At 42.4% G+C, this 26,057-nt stretch carries 6 protein-coding genes; 3 read left to right on the top strand and 3 right to left on the bottom strand.

The window, feature by feature from the left end; genetic code table 11:
• Positions 1–52 precede the first annotated feature (52 nt).
• The 3 genes from MKY28_RS08090 (at position 53) to MKY28_RS08080 (ending at position 3,424) form a co-directional block, all read left to right on the top strand.
• A complete protein-coding gene (locus MKY28_RS08090; protein ID WP_100527344.1) occupies positions 53–1,291 on the top strand; it encodes an aspartate aminotransferase family protein in 1,239 nt (412 codons plus the stop codon).
• 274 nt (positions 1,292–1,565) lie between these two features.
• Positions 1,566–2,615, top strand: coding sequence for a zinc-dependent alcohol dehydrogenase (locus MKY28_RS08085; RefSeq protein ID WP_340935555.1), 1,050 nt, complete (start codon positions 1,566–1,568; stop codon positions 2,613–2,615).
• A 71-nt stretch (positions 2,616–2,686) separates the two neighbouring features.
• A complete protein-coding gene (locus MKY28_RS08080) occupies positions 2,687–3,424 on the top strand; it encodes an HAD family hydrolase (RefSeq protein WP_340935554.1) in 738 nt (245 codons plus the stop codon).
• Positions 3,425–3,554: 130 nt separating this feature from the next.
• Here MKY28_RS08080 and MKY28_RS08075 read toward each other — a convergent pair whose 3' ends face one another.
• From MKY28_RS08075 to MKY28_RS08065, 3 genes are all read right to left on the bottom strand, one after another.
• Positions 3,555–3,737: a YjfB family protein gene (locus MKY28_RS08075; protein WP_036613510.1), complete on the bottom strand. Its 183-nt coding sequence runs from the start codon at positions 3,735–3,737 to the stop codon at positions 3,555–3,557.
• Between the two features lie 472 nt (positions 3,738–4,209).
• Positions 4,210–14,031, bottom strand: a complete 9,822-nt coding sequence (locus tag MKY28_RS08070) for an amino acid adenylation domain-containing protein (RefSeq protein ID WP_340935552.1) — start codon at positions 14,029–14,031, stop codon at positions 4,210–4,212.
• A 34-nt stretch (positions 14,032–14,065) separates the two neighbouring features.
• Positions 14,066–25,951, bottom strand: coding sequence for an amino acid adenylation domain-containing protein (locus MKY28_RS08065; protein WP_340935550.1), 11,886 nt, complete (start codon positions 25,949–25,951; stop codon positions 14,066–14,068).
• Positions 25,952–26,057 lie beyond the last annotated feature (106 nt).

The following is a 26,057-nucleotide window of genomic DNA, read 5'->3' as shown; positions in this document are numbered from 1 at the left end:
GGATTGTTGAGCTTCGTTCGAGCTAGTACACCATTATATTGGAGGAAATCGTATGCAAACTTTAACCAACAACCGCTTCATAGCCGGAAAAGGGATTAAGTTGATTGACGATTCAGGTGTTGAATACCTGGATGGCGTGTCGGGCACGTTCAATCTGTCACTGGGCTATAATCACCCACATGTTGTCAGCAAAATTCAGGAACAAGTCGGCAATCTGACGCATATGTCTTCCTCCTTCACTGAACCGTACGTAAATGAAGTACTTGATCACTTAATCGAATATGCTCCAAACGACATTAATGCCGGATGGATGCGGGATATCACTGGTTCAACTGCCAACGAATGTGCAACCAAAATTGCACAGAAGTATACCGAATCAACAGACATCATCAGCCTGTATCTATCCCATCATGGGCAGACCCAATTTGCCACCGGAATTTCGGGAAATGCCTTCCGGCGGAAACGGTTCCCCAATTCGGCTGTGGCTAACGCTGTCCATGTACCTGCCCCATACTGTTATCGCTGCCCCTTCAAATCTTCAAGCGGAGACTGCGCCTATCAATGTGTTGAAGCCATCTCTGATGCCATAGAATATGCCAGTTCCGGCTCAGTCGCCTGCATGATTATTGAACCTATTCTCGGGAATGGCGGCAATATCATTCCTCCTGCCGGATATTTCAAACGACTGCGTAAACTGTGTGATGAGTACAATATTATTCTTATTGCCGACGAAGTACAGACAGGCATCGGTCGTACCGGAACCATGTTCGCCAGCGAACTGTTTGATATCCAGCCTGATATGATTACCCTTGCAAAAGGTCTTGGCGGGATCGGCGTACCTGTTGCTGCGGTATTAATGCAATCCCGGTTGAATGTGCTCGAAAAGCACGAACACTCCTTCACCTCAGGAAGCAATTTGATCTCCGTAACTGCTGCCAAATCCACCTTGGAAGTGGTATCCGAACCCGGATTCCTGGATGCGGTGAAACGTAAAGGTGAAATTTTGGGTGAATTGCTGCAAGAATTGGCAATGAAATACCCAAGTATCGGTGAAGCTCGTGGTGTCGGGTTAATGTGGGGGCTCGAGATTGTAGGTGACGGTAATGAACCGGATACGCTCAAAACCAATGCCATTGTTGACCGCGCTTTTACAGATGAGCATCTGATCTTGAGAAGTTCAAGATATGGCTTCGGCAACGTTGTTAAGGTCCGGCCTTCCCTTACCACAACCGAAGACGAACTGGTTGAGATTGTAGAGCGGCTGGATTCAGTGCTCGCCAGCGTTAATTAAAACATTTCAATGCAACTGTTCGAAGTGGTCGTTTCGGTTACGAATCGTTCTTATGATCGCTGTTATCCACGGATTTTCTTGATTTCCCTTTCCCAAGGGAAAAATCCATTGATAGCATATGCTTCCGAAGCAGCTTTCTTTCAGAAAGCTTTGAGGCGAACACTTCGCTTCTCCAGAATCGATTTCGTCCCTTCACTACTTTCGTATCTTGAAAAAACTATTTTAAGATGAATCGCTATTTTTATATTTTATATAATTATAAGGAGGTTATATCATGCTTGCATTGGTATACAAATCGGCTTGGGATGTGGCGCTTGAGGACCGGCCTGTTCCGGAAATTACAAGAGATAATCAGGTGTTGGTTCGTATTCGGGCGACAGGTGTATGTGGTACCGATCTCGGTATTGTAAGCGGCAAATATCATGCAGTTCCTTCTGTCATTCTCGGTCATGAGTCTGCCGGGGAAGTCATTGATGTTGGCTCTGCGGTAACGACATTACAGCCGGGCGACCGTGTTGTGATCGATCCTACCTACTATTGCGGACAGTGTGACATGTGCAGAACAGGCAGACAAAATCATTGCACACACAAGTCTGTTACCGAGACAGGTGTGAGTGCTGACGGAACATTTACAGATTATTATGTGACCGAGGATCGTTTTTTGTACAAATTGAAGGACCATGTGAGCTATGAAGAAGCAACTTTGACGGAACCACTCAGCTGTATGCTGACGGGGATTAATCAGATTCATCTACTGCCGAATTTCAGAACAATCATCCTCGGTGCAGGCCCGATTGGCATTCTGTACAGCTACGCGCTCGCTTCCAAAGGGGTTACCGGCTGTCTGGTCGACATCTCCGAAGAACGCTTAGCCATTGCCGGTTCCATTGCACCTGATCGTTGGGAAGTTCATTCATCCTTCGAAAATGCCATAGAATCACTGTCACCCGCAACCCAGCAGGTCGATATGATCGTTGATACAACGGGCGTTGTGGGCACACAAGTACTTTCCCAACTCGCCAGCGGCGGTTACCTGATGCTGGTTGGTCTGAGAGATGGAAACACATCCTTCAATCCCAAGGAAGTTGTGGACCGCAGTCTGAAAATTATTGGTTCCATCGATTCTCTGGGGACATTTGCTACCGCACATTATATGATTGAACAAGGGATTATTCCGGCAAAAAAAATCATCACCCACTCCTTCCCGTTGGAGGATTACGAAGAGGCATTCCGTACACTTGGCTGCGATATTCAGGGACGCACACTTCAAGCCTCTTCACATGCCATTAAAGTTGTGCTGCAATCCAGCGGTTCCAGTTTCTAAAGTGGAAGGTTAACCATGAATGGATTACATTAGAGACATATGTTTACACAATCCTGGAGGAGGAATACAACATGGCAGCAAACAAAGAATCTAACGGACTGGGAGCACCCAATGATGACATCATTCAAGCGGTCATTTTTGACATGGATGGTGTACTAATTGACAGCGAACCGATTTATTTTGAGATTGAGCGCAGCTCTTTTACCCATTTTGGAGCAAGGGTGACTGATGAAGAACATCATACCTATGTTGGAGTTACGCTGGAATCCATGTGGCAGCAAGTACTGGACAAACATCAGCTGACAGCTACGCTGGAAGAAATATTTGCTTATCATCAGCATAATGTGATGCAAACCATGCTTGCCCATCCGAACTTGACGGCGATGCCTTCCGTGGAACGCTGGTTAAGTTGGCTGCACGAGCAGCACATCCCCATAGCGGTAGCTTCTTCCTCTCCACGTGCACTGATTGATTTGATCATGGACAAAACCGGACTTGGACAATACTTTGAGGTGCGAATGACAGGTGAGGAAGTTACAAACGGCAAGCCGGCACCAGATATTTTCCTGACCACCGCTGAGATGATTGGTGCATCCCCTTCGAATTGTCTGGTGATCGAGGACTCGCGCAATGGTGTTCACGCCGCAAAAAGTGCAGGCATGCGTTGCATCGGATATCTCAATCCGGGATCAGGCAATCAGGACTTGTCCAAAGCCGATCTTCTGATTTCCAGTTACGATGAGTTATGGACATTGAAGGACACACTGCCCTTTGAAGGCAGATTGCCAAGCTTGTCAAAGCTTCGCTGAGAAGATCGTAATTTAGGAATGAGTATTTAAAATAAAACAACCCAAACGGCTTCAATTCATTTGAATTGGAGCTGTTTGGGTTTTGCTTGCTGCAATGGGTATTACATGAGGACACATGCTGTAATTTCAACTAAACCGAAAGATCGAGACTTCTACCCAGATTGGGATGAGGAGCAGGCATTGACTTCAACATTTCCGCCATCTGCTGGCCTTGCTGCTGTGCCATGTCTTTCGTAATCGACATCACTTGCAAGCTTGCCGACTGCACTACTGAAGCTTGGCTCATCGCCATTGATAATGCTGCAATATCCATGTTCTGCACTCCTTTCACTTTCTGATTACATAGATGTACTTATTATATATCGGTTAGAAGGGAGGAATTGTTAAAAGGTCGATCACAATGTTGATCCGACCACGTAAGAGACTTCATTTCTCCATCTACAGTAATTTTCCAGTTTCTTCATTAACGGAGCATAAAAAGGGGCGTCCCATAAGTCATGAGCATGACTGAGGACATCCCTTATTAAAGTTATTTTATTCTAATGAACCTGGCACACGCTATTCGCTCTGATTTGCACAGGTCTGTGGTGTAACGAATCACAGAGACATTATTTCGTCGATTGGGTCGTTTTTTAGGTTCTGACACCCTGATATGATGAAATAACGTTACTGAGGTTCGTTAAAGTTTGCCATTCACATCGAATCTACCTCTTAAGACGCGTCAGATTTGTTAGCGCTTTGAGTGAGGAGGAAACTCACTTTTGGAGCGGCCCATTACTTGTGCATTAATAACTGTTCGACGTACTCAACGCAAGTTCGTTTATTTTAACTTCCGGGTTACTTACCACCTGTTGAATCATGGAAATAAAGTGTTTTTGAATCTGTTCAACGGTAGATGGGTCATACACATTGGCATTATACATCAATATGATCTTCATATTTTCATGGGGTTTGACAATCAAGGTAAAATCAAAACTATTGTGTTCTGTACCCCCAACATTCATAATCTCAAGCGGTATTTCACCTTTCTGACCCAGACTCTCCATTCGGTTCTCTACCGGGAAGTTCTGATATACAACAACATGGTTAATCAGAGATTGTTTTTGCTTGGTCAGATTTTGAATATCATATAACGAATACGTATCATATGCATGTGACTCCACAGCTTGTGCCTGATTCCTTTTCATTAGAGATATAAATGACTCATCAACCTGAGCCTGGATACGAACAGGAATCGCATTAATAAATAATCCAATCATGCTTTCGATCCCAGGAATGACAGGCGGTCTGCCCGATACCACACTTCCGAAAACAACATCGTTGCTTTCATTGTATTGCTGCAACAATACACCCCAGGCCGTCTGCACTAACGTATGGAGCGTTACATGCTGCTGTTCTGCAATCTGTTTCATTTGCTCGACCAGTACATCATCCAAATAACAGTTTAACGTTCTGGAATCCTGTCTTTCATGTTTCGGTTTGATTTTTTCTCCAGGCAATTTCGTTTGTCCTTCATAACCCTTCAGGTAATGAGTCCAATACGTTATTGCACCTTGATGATCTTGCTGTTCCAACCATTCAATGAATTGACTATATGGGGTTAATAGAGTCACTTGAGGCTTTCTATTTTCCCGAATTGCAAAGTAATTTTCAAATATCTCTTTGCTTACAAGAGACATACACCAGCCGTCCATCAAAATATGGTGAAAACTCCATATGACGCGGTATTCCTCAGGCTCTATTCTCAAAACAGACATACGGATTAGCGAATCTCGTTGTAAGTCAAATCCTCTTGCCTTGTCCTGCTCGATATACTCGTCAACATACGTTTTACGTTGCAGCTCACTTGTGCCAGCTACAACTTCATAGTTAAATTCAAATTTCTTCTCTTGATACACGATTTGAAGAGGGATATCCACGAAATCACTGTAAAAATTAGTTCTTAATATCGCATGCCTTTGCATTAATTGATCTAAACTTTGCGCAAAAGAGGTAACATCCAAATCTCCACGCATATCAAACATGATTTGTACAAAGTAAGCGCCCGAAATTGGATTCCGTTCATTTTCGTACAACATTTCCTTCTGTAATGGTGTAAGTGGGTACACATTTTCGATTCGACCGATGTGCCCAGTGTGTTCCACGATTTGATCCAATTGATCAATGGTTAATGACTTGCATGAAATATCACTTGGCGTAAGCTCGGTTTGTTCCTTCCTTACACAATGTTCAACGACTCTATTAAGACCTTCCTTATAGAGACAAGCCAATTGCTCCATCGTTTCCCGGCGATATTGTTTTGAGCTATAGTTAATGGACAGCGACAACCGACCCTCTGTAACAATGCCATTGATATTAAGCACAAATGGTCTCTTGTTGTTTTCACTTACGGATGGTCCGCTGGAAAAAGGCGAGAATTTAATGCCATCTTGGCCCGAATCCTGATTCACCTGTCCCATATAGTTGAAACTAATTTCGGGATTTTTCGCTAACTTGAATCCTTCATTTCCATGTGACAAATACCTCGAAATCCCGTAACCAATGCCTTTGGTTGGGATCTGGCGCAGTCCTTCCTTGACGGTCTTAATCTTCCTTGATAAGTCAGCCCCGGACTCCATTGTAATCATAACGGGGTACATACTCGTAAACCATCCCACTGTACGCGTAATGTCCAGCTCTGGCAGGATGTCTTCTCTACCATGCCCTTCCAGATTTACGAGGATTTCTCCCATGCCTGTCCAATCATGAACAGCCATTCCTAATGCCGTTAGCAATATATCATTAATTTCCGTATGGTACGCATGATGTGTTTGCTTTAATAATTGCTCGGTTTCCGCTGCTGTCCAATGAATAGTGATCGTTTCACTATCTTTGCCAATCGTCTCATCACAATCCATATCTTTAGGCAGCGGGCTTAGCTGGGCCTGCTCCACACGACTCCAGTATGGATTCTCTTGCTTCATCGCCGGGCTGTCTGCAAACGTCGACAATTGTTCTGCCCATTGTTTAAACGAGGTCGTTTTTTGAGGAAGCCGAATTTCTTCACCTCTCAAGAACTGGTCTTGCCCTGTCTGAATATCTTCATATAAAATACGCCATGATACCCCGTCTACCAACAAATGATGAATGGCAATAAGCAGGTGATCCCCTTCAGCACATTGGAACAACCCAAGTTTGATCAAAGGTCCGTGAGACAGATCCATACCACTCTGAATTTCTTTTGCTTTATTTTCAATGAACGATGCAGGATCTGCTTCTGTTTTGAGGTCAACGATTTCAAGGCTGTATAATCCATCTTCGTCTGCCCCTCGATTCCACGCTTCATATCCGCCTTCAGGCGCTTGTCGATAAAGGATGCGGAGAGCATCATGCTGTTTAACGATCTTATCCATGATGCTGTGAATGAAGCGAACATCAAACCCTTTTTCACGAAAGAACATCATTTCCTGATTGTAATGATGTGCATCCACCATATGTTGATCAAAGAACCAGCGCTGAACAGGTGTCAGCATCACTTGTCCCGTAACTTCCCCTTGGTCAGAAATAGTGCTCACGGAAGTAACGTGTTCACTCAACTCCGCTACTGTCGGATAGGTGAAGAAATGCTTCATTTCCACTTTATACCCTGCTTGAAGCAGTCGTGAGGAAACTTGAATACATTTAATCGAATCGCCCCCGAGTTCAAAGAAATGATCTGATGTGCTAACCTTTTGAACACCAAGCACAGCTTCCCAGGCAGAGACGATCGCTTGTTCTACAGCGTTTTGCGGCGCCATATACTCGGTGCCTTTTTGCATACGTTCTTGTGGAGATGGCAATGCCTTTCGGTCAACCTTCCCATTGGAAGTTAACGGTATATGCTCTAATTGAACAAAATAAGACGGGATCATATAATCCGGGATTTCATGAGATAATGCCATTCTGATTTTCTTCGCTGTCAGTGAGCTGTCGCCTTTCCAGTACGCACACAACTGCTTCGAACCATCCTTATGCTCACGGGCAATAACGACTGCTTCCTGAATGGATTCTATTTGCAAAAGCGCAGTTTCCACTTCGCCAAGCTCAATTCGGTAACCGCGAATTTTCACTTGATGATCGATTCGTCCCAGATATTCAATATTTCCATCCGGCAGCCATCTTGCGGCATCTCCTGTGCGATACATTTTCCCTTTTGTAATCCAGGGATGATCAACAAATTTCTCTGCGGTTAAATCAGGCCGGTTCAGATAACCTCTGGCAAGCCCCTCACCTGCTACAACTAATTCTCCCTGAACACCGATCGGTTGAATGCGTTGATGTTTATCCAAAATATAGGTCTGCAACGTTGGGATTGGTTTGCCAATATTGCTCTTTCCAGCATGTATTTCAATGTCGGTTATTTCCTTATACGTTACATGAACCGTTGTTTCGGTTATCCCATACATATTAATTAACTGGATAAATGGATATTTCAGCTTCCATTCCTTCAATAACACGGGATTGAGGGCTTCTCCTCCAAAAATCACTTTTCTTAATTTCAGATCTGCTGCATGACCTGCCAGTTCTTCCTGAAGAAGATGATAGAAATACGTTGGCGTTTGATTCAATATCGTCACTTGCTCGATTTTTAACAATTGTAGAAATTGTTCCGGACTTTTTGCCGTCATTTGAGGTACGATAACCAGTTTTCCGCCATAGAGCAATGCTCCGTACATTTCCCATACCGAAAAATCAAAACAAAAGGAATGGAATAATGTCCATGTATCTGATGCATTAAAATCAAACAAATTTTTACTATTGAACAACAATCGCACCACATTTTTATGTTCAATACATGTCCCTTTTGGTTTACCTGTTGTTCCTGAGGTATAAATTACATATGCCAGGCCTGTTGGTTTAGCAGTAATTCCCAAATTGGAATAATCTTCATGATAGGACTCAGGTAGATCCAGGCAAACGACCTCTCCTGCAAAAGAGATGCGTTCTTGCAAATGACTTTGCAGCAATAATACATGTACGCCCGAATCCTCAAGCATGTAGTTTACACGATCCTCTGGATATTCAGGATCAATCGGCACGTATGCGCCACCCGCTTTCAAAATCGCAAGGATTCCTACAACCATGTCTAGCGAACGATCAGCGATGATCCCGATTAACTGATCATTTTGAATGCCTTTAGCCTTCAACGTTCTTGCCAATTGGTTGGCTTTCTCGTTCAGCGCTTGATAGGTCACATGTTGATCCTCGAATACAACCGCAACGTGTTCAGGAGTTCTTGCCACTTGTTCCTCAAACAGTCCATGAATCGTTTTGTCCATTGGGTATTCAGCCATAGAATCATTAAAATGTTCCAAAATTTGAGTTTTCTCCTGTGTTGTGGTCAAGTCAATGTCATGGATCGGAATATTCGGATTGTTGACCACTTGCTCCAACATCTGAATCAAGTGACCTTGAATGCGTTCTACGCTTGCCCGGTCATAGACATTAGCATTGTAATAGAACATGCATTTCATCGATTGGCCTGGTTTAATAATCAGGTTAAAGTCATAGTTCGTTTGTTCGTCTGCTTCTACATTCGTAATCCGAAGAGCTGTCTCCTCCTGATCCCCAAACTGTTCCATAATGCCCTGTACAGGATAATTTTCGAATATCAGGATATGATCAATCAAATTTTGCTTTTGCGATGTTTCCGCTTGAATCTCGTATAACGGATACGTGTCATGTGGATGCGAAGCGACAGCTTGTTCCTGATTCCGCTTCATAACCGCTGCAAATGTCTCGTTAGCTTGAGTCTGAACGCGTACAGGAATGGTATTGATGAATAAACCAATAATTCGCTCAACTCCAACAATCGCCGCAGGTCTGCCCGACACCACGCTTCCGAATACAACATCCTCACTGCCGTTATATATCTGTAGCAACATTCCCCAGGCTGTTTGCATAAACGTATTCAGCGTCACCTGATTCTGACTGGCCACTTGTGCGATTTGTCCGGTTAATTCCTGACTTAATGTACAAATCATATGCTCTGAATGATATTCATCACTCTTCGTAATCGAATGTTCTTTTGGCAAAGTGGTCTGCTCATCATAACCTTGCAAATAGTCACGCCAGTATTTCAGGGACTCTTCATGATCTTGGTTGTCCAGCCATTCAATATAGTGTTTGTATGGAATCGTACTCTTTGCCTCCAGTTTTCGTTGTTCCTGAATAGCAAAGTATCCATCAAACAACTCCTGGATGACAAGAGACAGGCACCAGCCATCCATTAAAATATGATGATAATTCCAAATGAAACGATAGGTTTGGTCATGCGTTTGCAAGATCGAGATACGCATTAACACATCCTGAGACAGGTCGAAACCTTTTATTTTATCTGCTCTTGTATAGTCTGCCACGTATGCTTCACGATCTTCTTTATTCATCTCACGCAAATCTTCGTATGTTAGCCCATTCCGTTTATGACGGTATACCACTTGCAGAGGTCCATTATTCCATTTGCTATGAAAATTTGTTCTGAGAATCGAATTACGCTGCATCAACTGATCCAGACTCTCCGTAAATGCTTCCACGTCTAACGGACCATGAAGATCCAGCGTAGTTTGAAGGAAATACGCTTCCGATTTTGAATGAAGCAAATGATGAAAGAACATCCCATTTTGCATTGGTGACAAAGCATATATATCTTCAATTTCACCAATGTGTTCCGATTCTTGAACAAATCCTTCTAATTCTTCAATGGTAATTCCTTTTAACGTTAGATCACTTGGTGTACATTCCCGCTTCTCCTTTGTCACACAATGCATCACGATTTCTTGCAGATGATCTCTAAAATATGTTACCACTCGCTCCATCGTTTCTTTTTGATATTGGGTGCGACTATACCGAAGTGACAACGTCAATTTGCCTTCCACAATTAAGGCATTCATATCGATAAGAACATTTCTTCTGTGATTGTCGCTTGCTGTTGCTCCGCCTAGATAGGGAGAGATCTGCATCCCGCTATTCTGAAGATCCTGATCAAATTGACCCAAATAGTTAAAACTAATTTCAGGATTCAAGGTAAAGGGCGTTTCTTGCTGATGTGCACTTAAATATCGTAAAATACCATAACCAATCCCTTTTTTAGGGATTTGACGAATCATTTCTTTGTTTGTTTTGATGAAAAGAGACATATTTGAACTTGCTTCCATATCAAGTACAACCGGATACTGGCTCGTAAACCATCCGATCGTTCGTGTAATATCGAGATCCGGTAAAATTTGTTCTCTTCCATGTCCCTCCAGATTGACCAGCACTTTATCCATGCCCGTCCATTGGTGAATAGACATGCCTAATGCATGGAGCAGCAAATCGCTAATCTCCGTTTTATACGCGCGATTCGCTTGTTTTAATAATTGTTCCGTTTCTGCCGCTGACCATTCCATCGTGATTTCTTCGCTGTCTTTTTCCAGTGCATGATCCGCTTTAAAATCTGTAGGTAACGGCTTATAGGTTGCTTGTTCAATTTCATTCCAATATGCAATCTCTTTCGTTATCGCATCACTGTTCACATACAACTGAAGCTGTTCTGCCCATAATTGGAATGAATCCGTTTTTTGCGGTAGTTGAATCGATTTTCCATCACTTAATTGTTCATATCCCCTTGATAGGTCTTCAATCAAAATTCGCCATGAAACCCCGTCGATGACGAGGTGATGAATAACGATGAGTAGATGATCTCCATCTGCACATTGAAACACGCCCAGCTTCATCAAAGGTCCACGTTCCAAAATGAACGTGCTTTGCATTTCATTTGCCTTCTTCTCGATTTCTCGAGACGGATCTGCTAATGACTTGAAGTCCATCACTTCAAGTGTATATAAGGATTCCCTTGCCAACCCTTCATTCCACGCTTCATAACCCTGTTCTGTAAGGCAATATACTGTACGAAGTGCATCATGATGCTCACTCAATTTATCGAATACACGGCGAAGTGTGACTTCATGAAAACCTTCTTTCCGGTACAACATCACGGACTGATTATAATGATGGGCGTCCACCTTGTAATGCTCAAAAAACCAATGCTGGATTGGAGTCAGCATCACTTTTCCAGTGATGATTCCCTGTTCTGACAGGGTACTTATGGGTTGAACATAGGGAATCAAGCTTGCTATGGTTGGATTTTTAAACAGATGATCCATCTGCACCTGGTAACCTGCTTGATATAACCTCGAAGAAACTTGAATGGATTTAATCGAATCTCCTCCAAGCTCGAAGAAATTATCCAAAATCCCGATGTTCTCTACCCCAAGTACCTCTTCCCAGATCGATACAAGTTGTTGTTCCACCATCGTTCGGGGTGCTTCGTACTCCATGCCCTTCAACATATGTTCTTGAGGAGCAGGCAGCACTTTGCGATCGATTTTCCCGTTAGACGTGAGCGGCATCTGATCCAGCTGTACAAAATAGGACGGAATCATGTGGTTTGGCAACTGCTGGGACAGCGCCTCCCGCAGTTCCCCGATCGTGATTGCATCCTCTCCTACCAGGTACGCACATAATTGTTTGGTTCCCGTTTCATCTTCTCTGGCTATGACGATGGCCTCTTTTATCTTGGTACTATTTAGAAGAGCCGTCTCCACTTCACCAAGTTCAATCCGATGTCCACGAATTTTCTCTTGATGATCCACCCTTCCTATATACTCTATGTTCCCATCGGGCAGCCATCTTGCGAAGTCACCTGTCTTGTACATTTTTGCTTCCGAAACAAATGGATCATCCACGAATTTCTCCGCAGTCAGATCTGGACGGTTCAAGTAACCTCTGGATAGCCCTGCTCCGGCTACACATAACTCTCCCTGAACTCCAATAGGCTGCAATTCATTCCGTTCTCCTAAAATGTAGACTCTATTGTTCGCAATAGGCTTCCCAATTGAGATATTTTGATCTGCCGACTTGATCGACAGAACTGTGGATACAACACTATTTTCGGTTGGACCGTATTCATTACACACTTCGATGCGTGGATTGATGCGCTGCAATTTGTGTATTAAGGCAGGAACAATCTTCTCTCCCGCAGCCACCACATTTTTCATGGATGCCCAATCTTCCGCGTTGACTTGTTCCAATAGCGTCATCAAGAAACTGGGTGGACTTTGGATGTGCGTGATTTGCTGTTTTTTGACCATCGTATTGATGGCTATAGCATCTTTACACTGTTGCTGGTTTAACAAATACACTGTCGAGCCAGATATCATCGGACCAAAGAAATGAGTAATAAATGAATCAAAAACGAAAGGATTCAGCATTAATACCCGATCATCTCCGGTAAAATGATAAAAATCCGATTTCCATTGCAGGGAATTCACAATGCTGGCATGTTCAATCATTACGCCTTTGGGATGACCTGTTGTTCCAGACGTGTAGATCATATATGCCAAATCACTGGAGATCGCTCCATCGTCCAAATTTAAATGATCCTCATAGTGATTTATTTCAGAATCCAGAATGACACATGTCCCTGCAAAATGTTCAGGTTCCTGTATATGACTTTGATGCAGCAACCAAGCCACTTTTGAATCCTCAAGGATATAGTGAATACGATCTGCCGGATATTCCGGATCGATTGGGACATATGCCCCGCCAGCTTTTAGAATACCGAATAAACCTATGATCATCTCAAGTGAGCGCTCTGCCATAATGCCAACGAACTGACCCGCCTGTACCCCCTTAGCTTGAAGCAATCGCGCCAATTGGTTGGATTTTTGATTTAACTCTCTGTACGTTAACTGTCTATTCTCAAATACGACTGCCGGATGTTCCGGTGTTCGTTCCACCTGTTCTTCAAATAATTGATGCATCGTTTTGTTCTGTGGATACCCCACCCTTGTATCGTTAAAGTCATATAACAGCTTGTTTCGATGAAACTCTGATAGCATATCAACTTGACTTAACTCCAGATCAGGTTGGTTCAGCACAATGGAAAACAATTGGTCAAGATGCTCTACAATTTGAACCATATAATCGCGATCATAACGATCATCATCATAAACTAATCTTAACTGAATGAAGTCGTTCCCGAGATCAAAGTGGAACATCGTCGCCGCTTTTACGTTATTTTCATCAAGGGCAGGATGAATTTCATTTAACGAAACCAAGGTATGAATTAGAGGTACATGGTTCGAATCATACTGAACATTTAAACGTTCAACCATTTTTCTGAAAGGGATTCGTTGATGCTGAACGGCTTCCGTTAAACTTGCCTTCACTTGATTAAATAAGGATTTGAATGACATCACATGATTGATATTATTTTTTAAGATAAGAACCTTATTCGAGAGCGATAGATCAGTGTTCTTTTCTTCCATCGTTGGTATACCAATAATCATCTTGGTTTCATTCGTGTATTTATATAACAGACACTGAACTCCCGTTAATAAGATCGTATAGATCGCCATAGGAGCATTTCGCGACATGGACTTGATTTTATATGAAACATCGGCTGACAAAGACTTATATATATCATTCTGGTGCTGCGTATCGTCTAGGTGTTTGGAGGTTGTCTTGCAATAAGGCAAATGAACAAGATGATCATCATCTTCAAATCGGCTTGCCCAATACGATTCCTGTTTCTTAAAAATAGACATACGGCACCCCGATCACTTGTATATTTAGGTTATTTTAGAAATCTACTTCAATTAGATCAGCCAGCGTATCCCCATCTATTAATTCTTCAACCAATTGAATCTTCTTGATTTCAATATGAGGGTCGTTGGCAATGGATGTTAATATGACCAATAGATTTTGTGACATCGCTTCAATCGTTGTTTTCTCAAATAAAATCGTACTGTATTCAAAGGCCACTTCTAACTTGTGTTGCAATTCGGTAACATACAACGTTAAATCGAATTTGGATACTCTCGTATTTGGAGCATAAGGCTTACAGGTTACTCCATCCATCTGAATCTCTGAAGCATCTGTATTCTGCAATACAAACATGGTGTCAAACAACGGATTCCGCCGAGCATCTTTGGTTACATTCACTTTCTCAATCAATTCTTCAAACGGATAATCCTGATTCTCATATGCGTTCAACATATTTTCTTTCACTTCCAGCAGATACTCTGTAAAAGTTTTATCCGCCGCAGGATAATTTCGAATAGCCAGTGTATTCACGAACATCCCCATAACCGGCTCCAGCTCGGCATGTGTCCTTCCTGCAATCGGCGTGCCCACGATGATATCTTCTTGTCCGCTGTATTTGGACAACAGAATGGTATAGGCGGCTAATAGAATCATGTATAACGTTGTTCCTGTCCGTGCTTCCATGTTTCTCAAGCCTGGAAGGATGTCTTCCTGCAAAACAATGTCCAATACATCTCCCGCATAGCTTAGCGTTTCAGGTCTTTCGTAGTCTGTTGGCAGATCCAATAGCGGGATACTTTCACCAAACACAGTAAGCCAATACTTCTCCTGCTTTTTCATCCACTCACTATGAAGTTGCATTTGCTGCCATTCAGCATAGTCCTTATACTGAATTCGAAGAGGAGAGATCTCCTCTCCCTTATAGAACTGGCTAAGTTCAGTCATCAGAAGATGCACGGATAGTCCGTCTGCAATGATATGGTGGAGATCTACCAGCAATACATGACGCTCCTGCTGAAGTTCAATAAGTCCCACCCTCATAAGAGGTGCTTGCCCGAGATCAAATGTGCGAACAAACTGTTCAATTCGATCTTCGATCTCTACTTCCGTTGACTCGATCAATTCAATTCCAAAGATAACTTTAGGGTATACGATCTGTTTCGGTTCTCCGTGTATGACTTTGAATCCAGTCCGAAGCGATTCATGACGATGAATCAATTGTTGGAATGCTTCTTCCAATCTGGTCCGATCAAGCGATCCTTCCAACATAAACATACCTGACATGTTGTACATGAGTTCCTTGCCAGCTTTGATGCTCATAATGTACATTCTCATTTGCGCCGAAGAAATAGGATAATATTCTTTTTCCTCCACTTGAGGAATGGAAACTGATACTTCCTGTTCCATTTGTTCAATAGATTGAGCCATCTGTTCAATGGTCTGCCATTCAAAGACGTTTCTTACAGATATGTGGATATTCAGCTTTTGATTGATTTTGGCGGCCAGCTTGGTCGCACGTAAAGAGTTGCCTCCTACATCAAAAAAACTGTCTTTTACACTGATTTTTTTCACGGCAAGCACATCCTGCCAAATAGGCAGCAACTGTTTTTCCACCCCAGTTCGGGGTTCTATATATTCACTTCCCGTTTGTATGTTTTCTTCTGGACTCGGAAGCGATTTGCGATCGATTTTCCCGTTCGATGTCAGAGGCATGTGATCCAATTGTATAAAGTAGGCTGGTACCATGTAATTCGGCAACACCTTAGAGAGGCTTTGTTTTAACTCTCCCACCGTCAGCGTGGAATCCGCTGTAAAGTATGCACATAACGATTTGTCCCCGTGATCATCCTCATGTGCAATGACGATAACTTCTTTCACACACTCTAGATCTAACAGCGCCGCTTCGACTTCTCCTACTTCGATCCGGTATCCGCGAATCTTAATTTGGTGATCCATTCTTCCCAGATACTCGATATGGCCATCGGGAAGCCATCTCACCAAATCTCCCGTTTTGTACATTGTCGCTCCCTGGACAAACGGATCACGTACAAATTTTTCTGCTGTCAGCTCAGGTAAATTCAAGTATCCTCTACCAATCCCATCACCAGAGATACATAATTCCCCTACGACGCCTACAGGCTGAACTTTGCCATGTTTGTTCAATACATACAGGCGATTATTTCCTAATGTTCGACCAATCGGCAGGTGAGCTCGTTGATTCGCTGTATCCAAGTGTTCTGGAAGTACACGGTATGTCGCAACATCCACACAACATTCTGTTGGACCGTACACATTAATTATGGCTGGCGGCGTGATCTGATTGAGAGCAAATAATGATGTGATTTCATTTACACTTTGCTGAGAAAGAGCTTCACCGCCAATAAGCATATATTTTAGCGATATGCCTTGAACGTTTTTTGCCTTCGAAAGTAATTTCAGGTGTGCAGGCGTACCGTCTGTCAAATCAATCTGGTGGTGCTGATAATAATTCATTAAATCTTGTCCATCCAGTACCGTGTCCTTGTCTACAATAAACAAAGCATGTCCTGACAGCAGTGCGCCAAAAATCTGCTTCACAGATGCGTCGAAATAGTAAGGCGCAAGTAAAGCGACATGCAAACCGCTAAGCTGATCATCTATAACTTGACTGTACAACGCTTTAACCAAGTGATGAACCTGACGATGTTCGATCATTACACCTTTTGGCATACCTGTTGTGCCTGAAGTATAGATCACATAAGCCAACTGCTCGGAATTCCCTGCGGGTTCCAGATTCGACAGATTAGCTGCGTAGGTTTCTTTATCATTCAAATCCATGATTTGGCCATTGAATGATACCAACTGCTTGAGATGGGTTTGCGTGACTAATAGTGTTGTCCCCGAATCATGCAGGATGTACCGGATACGCTCTTCAGGAGAATCCGGATCAATCGGTACATACGCCCCGCCTGCTTTTAGAATGCCAAAGATGCCAACGATCATCTCAATCGAACGATCTGTCAGAATACCTACAAATTGATCCTGCTGCACTCCCGCAGCTCTAAGCGTATATGCTAACTGATTCGCCCGTTCATTCAATTGACGATACGTCCATCGCTCATCTCCAAAAGCGACGGCTAATTGATCGGGTGTCCGTTCCACCTGTGCTTCGAATAACTCCTGAATGGCCTGATCCCGGGAATATTCTATGTTGGTATCATTAAAGTCATATAAAAGAACGTCCTGCTCATGTTCAGACAGCATTTGAATATCGGACAAGGCAATATCCGATTCGATCACAATGTCTCTGAGGATGTTGAACAGATGTGTTTTCATTCTGTCGATGGTATCCCGTTCAAACAGCTCCGTCTTGTAATTAAAGTGCATTTCCAGACACTCGTTATCATCCTCAACGATGAACATCAGATCATACAACGATACACCGACATTTAATTCTCTAACTTTAAAGCTGCAATCCTGTTCTTGCCGTTGATTCAACGCGGTATTTAAGAAGATATACATCGTATTAAAAAGTGCTGTCCCAGTGGTATCCCGACGTGTGTTTAATTTCTCTACAAGATTGTCAAAAAGATAGTCCTGGTTATCCAATGCATCCAGGGATTGTTTTTTAATTTCTTCGAGATAGGATCGAAACGACTTATTCCCCACCGGCTGTGAGCGAATCGCTACCGTCTGGATAAAGACACCTATCATATTCTCGACATCCGGATGGTTTCTTCCTGAGGTTGGCGTGCCTACAATCATATCTTCTTGTGCTGTGTATTGATGAAGTAGCACATTATACGCTGCCAATAACACCATAAACATCGTAGTTCCCGTTTGTTTCGCAAGCTTCTCCAGCGACTGCTTCAAGTGTGCGTCCAACACAAATGACAATCTAGAACCTGCCGAAGTCAAATGAGGTGTCCGAACAAAATCAGTAGGCAGATTAAGGTTCGGGAGTTCTCCTTTGAATTGATCTAGCCAATATTTTTCTTGCTGCTTATAAGACTCCCCCGCCAGAAATTCTTTCTGCCAAGCTGCAAAGTCTTTGTATTCAACCTCAATGTCCGACATGCTTCTTCCGTCATACGCATCAATCAATTCATTCGCAAGAATACCAACGGAATATCCGTCCGATATAATATGATGCATCTCAATGAGGATCTCTGCATGATCATCGTTTACACGAATGAATTCGGCACGTATTAATGGCGCTTTGGAGCAATCAAATGGTTTGGCAAACGCCTTAACATGTTGTTCGAATGAAGCAGAACTTTCCTGAGATCGTTTCACTTCAAAATCAATCGTTGGCGCGATACGCTGGTAAAGCTCTCCATCCATCAGATGGAAACTGGTGCGAAAAGCTTCGTGACGGTGCACGATTTGTTCCAATGACGAAATCAATTTAGCTTCATCGATATTTCCTGTAACCGTAATATGGCCGCACATGTTCTGAAACACACTATTCGGCTCAAATTGATCCAGAAAGTAGATTCGCTGTTGTGCAGCTGACGTCTCATAGAATTCCTTGACGTCCAATGCCTTAATCGGAATGAATGTTTCCTCATTCTCGCCTGTAATCAGACTGGCAAGCTGCTTCAGACGTTGGTTTTGGAAGAATTGAACGATTGAAATTTTGTGTTGAAACTGCTCATGTACCTTGGATAGCATTACTGTCGCCTTGAGCGAGTTACCTCCGAGATCAAAAAAGTGATCATGTCTCCCCACTTGATCGAGGGATAATACGTCCTCCCAGATCAAAGCCAGCTTTTTCTCCACGTCATTGACTGGAGACTCGAATATGGCTGCATGATTAACGTGAGGAAGACGCTCCGTAACAAACCGATTATATATTCCCTGTAATTGGTCCTGTTGCTCGGATGAGAACAACGTCAAAGACGAGATTTCAGCCTCTGGATGACTCACCATTTTTTGCAGCAAACCCTTAAATCCTTCAGACCACAATTTCATCATCTCAGGTCCAATAAGCTCGGTATTGTAATCAAAATCCAGGTACAATTCATGGCTAACATCCGTAATATTAAGAAATAAATCGTAAGAAATATGTTTGATCGGATACGACATGAATTCAGTCTTGATATTTTCAAATTGGAGATGATGAATCGTTCTGTCCATATTAAATAAAATCCGGGTATCCGGTGCAGTCATATGAGCAAGCTGTTCGGATACGAGGGTCAATGGAACATGCTGATGTTTCATGACTAGAGCCAGCGTTTCCTTGAGCTGAAGAACATGGTCTACAACGGATTGCTTCGTTAACAAGGCATGATGAACAGGTACAATGTTGACACAGTTGCCAATCAGCGTATTTTTTCGCATATGAGACTGACCCGCTGTAGGCACGCCGATAACAAGGTGAGACTGCCCTGTTAGTTGATGCAAATATAAATGAAACGCTGCAAACATTGTTACAAACAAACTGCTCTTATTATTGATGCTTAACGTTCGCAATGACTCTGTTAATTGATGATCCAGCTTAATAGAATATCTTTCACCGTCATATCCCTTGGGCACATCATCGGACGGTGCCGTTGGAAGTGTAATGTTGGGATAGGATAAGGAAAATTGTTCTTTCCAGAACTGAATCCCTTCGGTAAATGAGCCTTTTTCATGTTCAAGTCGTTGCCATCTTAAATACTCACGGAATGGAGTGGCTTCAGGTAATTGAACCGGAACTCCTCGGACCAGAGCAGAATAGGTATGTTCCAACTCTTGAATGAATACAGCAATCGACCAGCCATCTACAACAATATGATGAAATGTCAGCACCATAAGGTATTGATCAGTTGCCTTTTTAAGCAAGGTGATTCTAAATAGAGGTTCCCCATACTGTAAATCGAAGGCTTCATTTGCATCGGCAGATAACCAATTGGAAATTTCCCGTTCTTGATCCTCACCCGCATATGCTGAGAAATCCAACCATGTACATTGAAATTCCATTACGGATCTGATTTGTTGTGTTTCACGATCGGCATGAATGACTGTTCTCAGGGCTTCATGACGCTGTGCGATCTGATTCACGGCCTGATCCAGTGTGGAAGGCTTGATTCCACCTGTCATTTTTAAAATAACACTCTGATTTAATGCAGCATTCGCATCTTCCCCATGTAATGAAGTTAACAATAATTGTTGCTGCTCTAAAGAGAGCGGATATTCCGAAACAGGCGATTCACCAGGGATAAACCTCCACTCGCGTAGTTCATGGATCGTCTCTTTCACAATACTGATTATCGTATCCATGTCACCCATGGAATGCACAGTCGATATAAAACAGTTACGACCTTCCCAAATATATAAACCTTTATAAATTAAATGGTAGAAGAATAATTCCATATCTCCAAATGATATAAATCGAAATAAAGATCCATAGTTCACCATTTGCATCGGTACATTCGCTGTTTTGAAAAACGTATTTAATTCATTAACAAGATAATCTGTTTTTTCATTTAATTCCTTATATAAGGTTTCTGCTTCAGATTGAAGATACTGTAGTACCGTTAACATCACTCTCATCGTAAGAGGGTGTGTACAGAAGGTTCCACCGACAAACGTTTTCTTATCTGCGTCGGAAGGGTAAGAATCATCACCAAAGTTCCAGGTTCCACCATCTACCGGATTCATAAATTCAGCTTTACCCGCGACTATGCCAATAGGCAGCCCGCCACCGACCACTTTCCCATACGTAACCAAATCTGCTTGAACCCCAAACCAATCCTGTGCTCCACCCAGACCAATTCTGAATCCAGTGATGACTTCATCGAAAATAAGTGCAGTCCCAGTTTGATTTGTTATTTCTCTAAGTTCCCGTAAGAATTGTGTTGGCTGCATATCAGGTCTTCGACTTTGCACCGGCTCTACAAGCACAGCAGCCAATTCACCACCCAGGTTCTGAATCATATCCAGGGATTGCGGATGGTTATAATTAAGAATAATCAAATCTTCCATAGCGCTATTTACAATACCAGGAGCCATAGGCAGCGCAGACGATAAAGCATCCCCAGGATTCGCTACACCCAACACACCGTCATGTGTACCGTGGTAAGATCCTGAAAATAATACAACTTTGGAACGCCCCGTTGTTGCCCTCGCTAAACGAAGTGCAACCATAACAGCTTCTGTTCCTGAATTATAAAATGCGACACGTTCTACACCCGTTAGCTCGGAAATTTTAGCTGCGACATCTCCTGCCAAGTCTGACATAGGGCCCAATGGAGGCAATTGTTCCTGGAGGCTGTCTGCTATTACATTTTGAATAAAAGCTGGATTATGACCAAATAGATTCACACCAAATCCCATCGTCAGATCCAAATACTCATTCCCATCCATATCCCATAGCTTAGACCCCTCTGCACGCGTTGAAATGATGGGATACACCATTTCCTTCCAATACGAGCGAAATCCGGACACATTGCGATTATTCGCATGAACCAAACGTGTTTGGCCTGTTTTTAATTTGGAGCCTATGGTTCTTGCGGTATACTTGGCTATAAATTGTTCAACATACTGGTTCTGAAGCGGTGATAATCCGCTCTCTTCATGAATTTTCAACGATTGATACGGTATAAAAGGTTTAGCTTCCTTTGATTCCGAATTGGGTTGGATCTCTTTGGTTGGTTTGGTTTCATGATGTTTCATTTCCAAAAGAGGCGATTGAACAGCATTCATTTGCTCGCCTAACAGCACATTCAAACTTTTTAATTGAGATTCCATGAGCTGAATGGCAGACATTACAATTTGCTCCGACACATTCCCTGAGGATTTTGCCGTGTTTATATTGTTCACAGATGCCATATTTCGTTGTTCAGTATGCTCCTGAACTGTTTGATTGTTTATATTTTCAGATACATCATGATGCTTTATATTCTCTGACACATATTTAACTAAGGAATTAATATTTGTAAGGGTTTCAAAAAACATTTCCATCGGGATATTCAAACGGAACAGCTCTGAGATTTCCTTCTGAATTTGCACAAGAATAATGGAATCCAATCCCATTTGGAGAAAATGAGCTTGATGATCCAGCTCTTCCAACTTCAAACCAGATGCACGACAGATGCTTGTTTTAATCTTTAATTCAATATCGTTTGTATTCATCTCCATTTGAACCTCATTCCTCTCTGACCTATGTCCCGCTGGTATCGTATGTTTGACTTCAATCCAACAGCGCTTCTGCTCAAATGGATATAGAGGCAATGGAATTTTCCGAATGACTTCATGATTATAAAACCTTTCCCAATCAATCACTGCCCCCAGTATATATAACTGACCGAGTTCATTTAAAGATTCTGCCTTTCCCTGAACATAGATATGATCGCTAACAAGCGTTTTGTCTTTTTTGGCATAACCAAAATAAACATTTGGCAGTTTACCCTCTCCGCTTGCAATTCGTTTCAATTTTTCATGTAATTCTTGTGTACTCGTGACTACGATGGCAAGCCGATAATCCAGATTAGCCCTTCCCGTACAGGTTGTATAACAGATTTGTTGAATGGAAACATCCGTGTGATCGGTTAGATATTCATGATACGTTCTAACCAATTCATCCAGCGCCCGTTCCGTGGCAGCAGACAGAACAAATAGATGAGGCTCTTGGGACATTCTTTTATCTACGGTTGGGGAAGGAACATATTCTTCGAGAACCACATGTGCATTGGTACCACTGAAACCAAAAGAACTAACCCCGCATCTTAATGGACCCTCTTTTTCACCAAAAGCCATTAGTTCCTGATTCACATAAAAAGGTGAAGCTTCAAACTTAAGCAGGGGATTAGGCTTGTCAAAGTGAACCAATGGTGGAATCTTTCTATGTTGAAACATAAGAATAGATTTAATTAATCCAGCGATCCCCGCCGCTTCAAAACCATGTCCAATGTTAGCTTTGGCAGATCCGATTGCACAAAATTGTTTCCGATCCGTATATTTCTCAAAAGCTTTACGCAAAGCATTGAACTCAACCGGATCACCTAATTTTGTTCCTGTTCCATGTGCTTCAATAAAGTTAAGCGTATCAGGCGAAATGCCGGCTTCTTTCCATGCCTGTTCGATCACATTGGTCTGTGACTCCGGGTTAGGTGCTGTGATTCCTACCGTCTTTCCATCCTGATTAATCGCACTTCCCTTAATCACACCATAGATATGATCCCCGTCCTTAATCGCTTGCTGCATTGGCTTCAACATGACCGACCCAACACCTTCGCCAAATCCCGTGCCGTTGGCATCTTCGCTAAACGTTCTCGTCAATGCATCTGGAGATTCCATATCCAGTCCGATACTTATCGGTAATAATGCCGTTCGAATGCCGCCTGCGATTGCCATTTCACAGTCTCCGGCGAGCAATCCTTTACATGCCATGTGAACAGCAACAAGTGAGGAGGAACAAGCGGTATCAATCGTTAAGGCCGGGCCTTTTAAATTCAAGAAATATGCAATTCTGCTCGCCAGTACAGATGGTAAATTTCCAATGATATAATTTTTGGTTTCTGCGGGGTAACTCGCCGTCACGAGCCGTTCGTAATCATACCCAACTTTGGAATATCCCACGTACACGCCCACATTTCTTCCATTGATTCCTTCCCCTGCATACCCAGCGTCTTCAATCGTATGCCATGCCGTTTGCAAGAACATCCTTTGATTCGGGTCCATAAATTGTGCAGTTTTAGGGGTTATGCCAAAGAAAGAATAGTCGAATTGATCAATTTGATCCAAGTAACCACCCTTGATCCATTGAACTTCGCTCATTGCACTTCGCATGGATTGTATATAATCCGCTGCGTCTTTTATCCGACTTTCCGGGTAGTCCCGAATGTTATGCGTTCCATTTTCCAAAACACGCCAAAAATCGCTTGCATTTGATGCACCAGGGAGATTCAAAGACATACCGATAATAGCAATATCTTTGGATGGCGTATGATCCTCTTGAGTTTTGTTGACTTGCATGGTCTCGCTGTAACCTCTAGCCAGATATGCTGCCAATTCAGTTATCGAGGGATAGGTAAAGAGATCCGTAACAGCAAGCTCTTCTCCGTATTTTTGTTCTATACGTTCAGCGATTTGGGCCAGCTGTAATGAAGTTGCACCCATATCAAAATAGCTATCCTCAAGTTCAACCTTTTTCCCAACCAGCACTTCAGAAAATAGTGAAGTTAATTCACGTTCTATGACTCGAACCGAAACAGCAGCCTCTTCTTTTGTCTTGTCATTGTCATTCTTGATCCAGTCATGGATGAATGCAGATTCTGTTGAGAATTTGCCTGCTTCATACTGCTTGGCTAACTGATACCGCTGGATTTTCCCACTTGTTGTTTTGGGTAATTTTTTGATGGGCAGTACCTCTTTGACACTCCATCCCCCATGTTTATATAGATGTCTTTTGATTTCTTTAACAAGCGGTAAGAAGTGTTCGATCTTTTTTTTGTACACGACAAACACAATAATTTCTTCACTTTGACTATTCGAATCATACACACCACAAGCAGCAACTCTTCCGAGTTCAATATCATCTAATTGTATGGCGACACGTTCAATGTCATGGGGATATACATTTTTACCATTGATAAAGATAATGTCTTTTTCCCGCCCTGTTACAACCAGTTTTCCGTTCATGATAAAACCCAGATCTCCTGTATTCACCCATCCGTCGTGCGTTAATAACTTCTCCGTTGCTAGTGAATTGTTATAATAACCTTGGGTGACGTTATCCCCCTTGATTTGAATTTTTCCAATAACCAAATCGGGAACACTGTTCATTTCCTCATCGCAAATTCTAACATGGCAATAATCAATCGCTTCGCCAACGGCAACAAATGATGCCACATGTTCAGCATGTTTCTCGACTTCGATGACACACTCCCCTAAGTTCAGATGATCCCGGTGAACGTACACCGCAGTAAATTCTTCTTCTACCTTGGGAAAGGAGACGGCAACAGAGGCCTCTGCTAATCCATATACGGTAAACATGGCTGTTTTCTTTAAGTGATATGCTGACAATACATTTAGGAATTCATCACACACTTCGGGTAATATAGGTTCCGCCCCGTTATAAATGACTCTTACAGATGACAGATCCCATCCCTCCGCTTTGTCTTCGCGAAAGAAATTCAGGAAGTATTTATAACCAAAGTTAGGAGAAGACAGTATGGTTGCTTTGTGTTCATTTACTTTTTTCATCCATAGAATCGGTTTACGAATGAATAATTCCGTTGGGAGCAAGTGCTGATGAATTCCTGCCACGAGGGGTACGAGATGAAATCCAATCAAACCCATATCATGGGTAAGGGGCATCCAGGAGAGAAAACTATCGTTTGAACTAATTTGTGTGCCATTAATAGCAGCACAAGTATTATAAATCAGGTTTCGATGGGTGAGCATGACGCCTTTGGGATCACCGGTTGATCCAGAAGAGAATTGAATAAATGCCAAGTCATCAGACTGAGGTTCAACTATATTATTAATAGATTCATAATAGTATATGGTGTCTTGGATCAGATCCGTTCTGACTTCTAATTGATGATGGAAATCAAGCATGTCATGTTCCAAAACAAATCTCTTCATTTTATCCAGCACCTTCTCAGATGCAATCATGAAAGGGTTATTTAGCAAATTCCAAATACGGCATACTTTCAAGTTTTGTTCTTCATCTTCACCAATACTTACAGGGATAGGGATCATTCCACCGAGTATACAAGCCCAGAATGCGACTAAAAACCGTTTGTTTTCTTGAATCTGAAAAATAATCTCTTGTTTAGGTTTAATTCCGATGGCTTGTAGATAACCTAGATACCCTTTTGCCTCAGTAAATAATTGATGATAAGATATAAAAGTTTCGCGTTTGTCCGCATCGATAAAACGAATACCTCGGTCCGTTATTTTACCTCTGTCGCGGATAATATCCACTAATGTTTGAAACTGATTAGTATACATATCTCTCCTCCAAATGAATCATCTCTAACATGCTTATCTAATTATTTACACATATTCCAAGCAAAATTTTACCATAGAAATATATGTAAAATCAATCAATTCATTG

Source organism: Paenibacillus sp. FSL R5-0473 (assembly GCF_038004565.1).
Lineage (GTDB): Bacteria > Bacillota > Bacilli > Paenibacillales > Paenibacillaceae > Paenibacillus > Paenibacillus amylolyticus.
The sequence above is the reverse complement of the archived record's forward strand: the minus strand, read 5'-3'. Positions and strand labels throughout refer to the sequence as shown.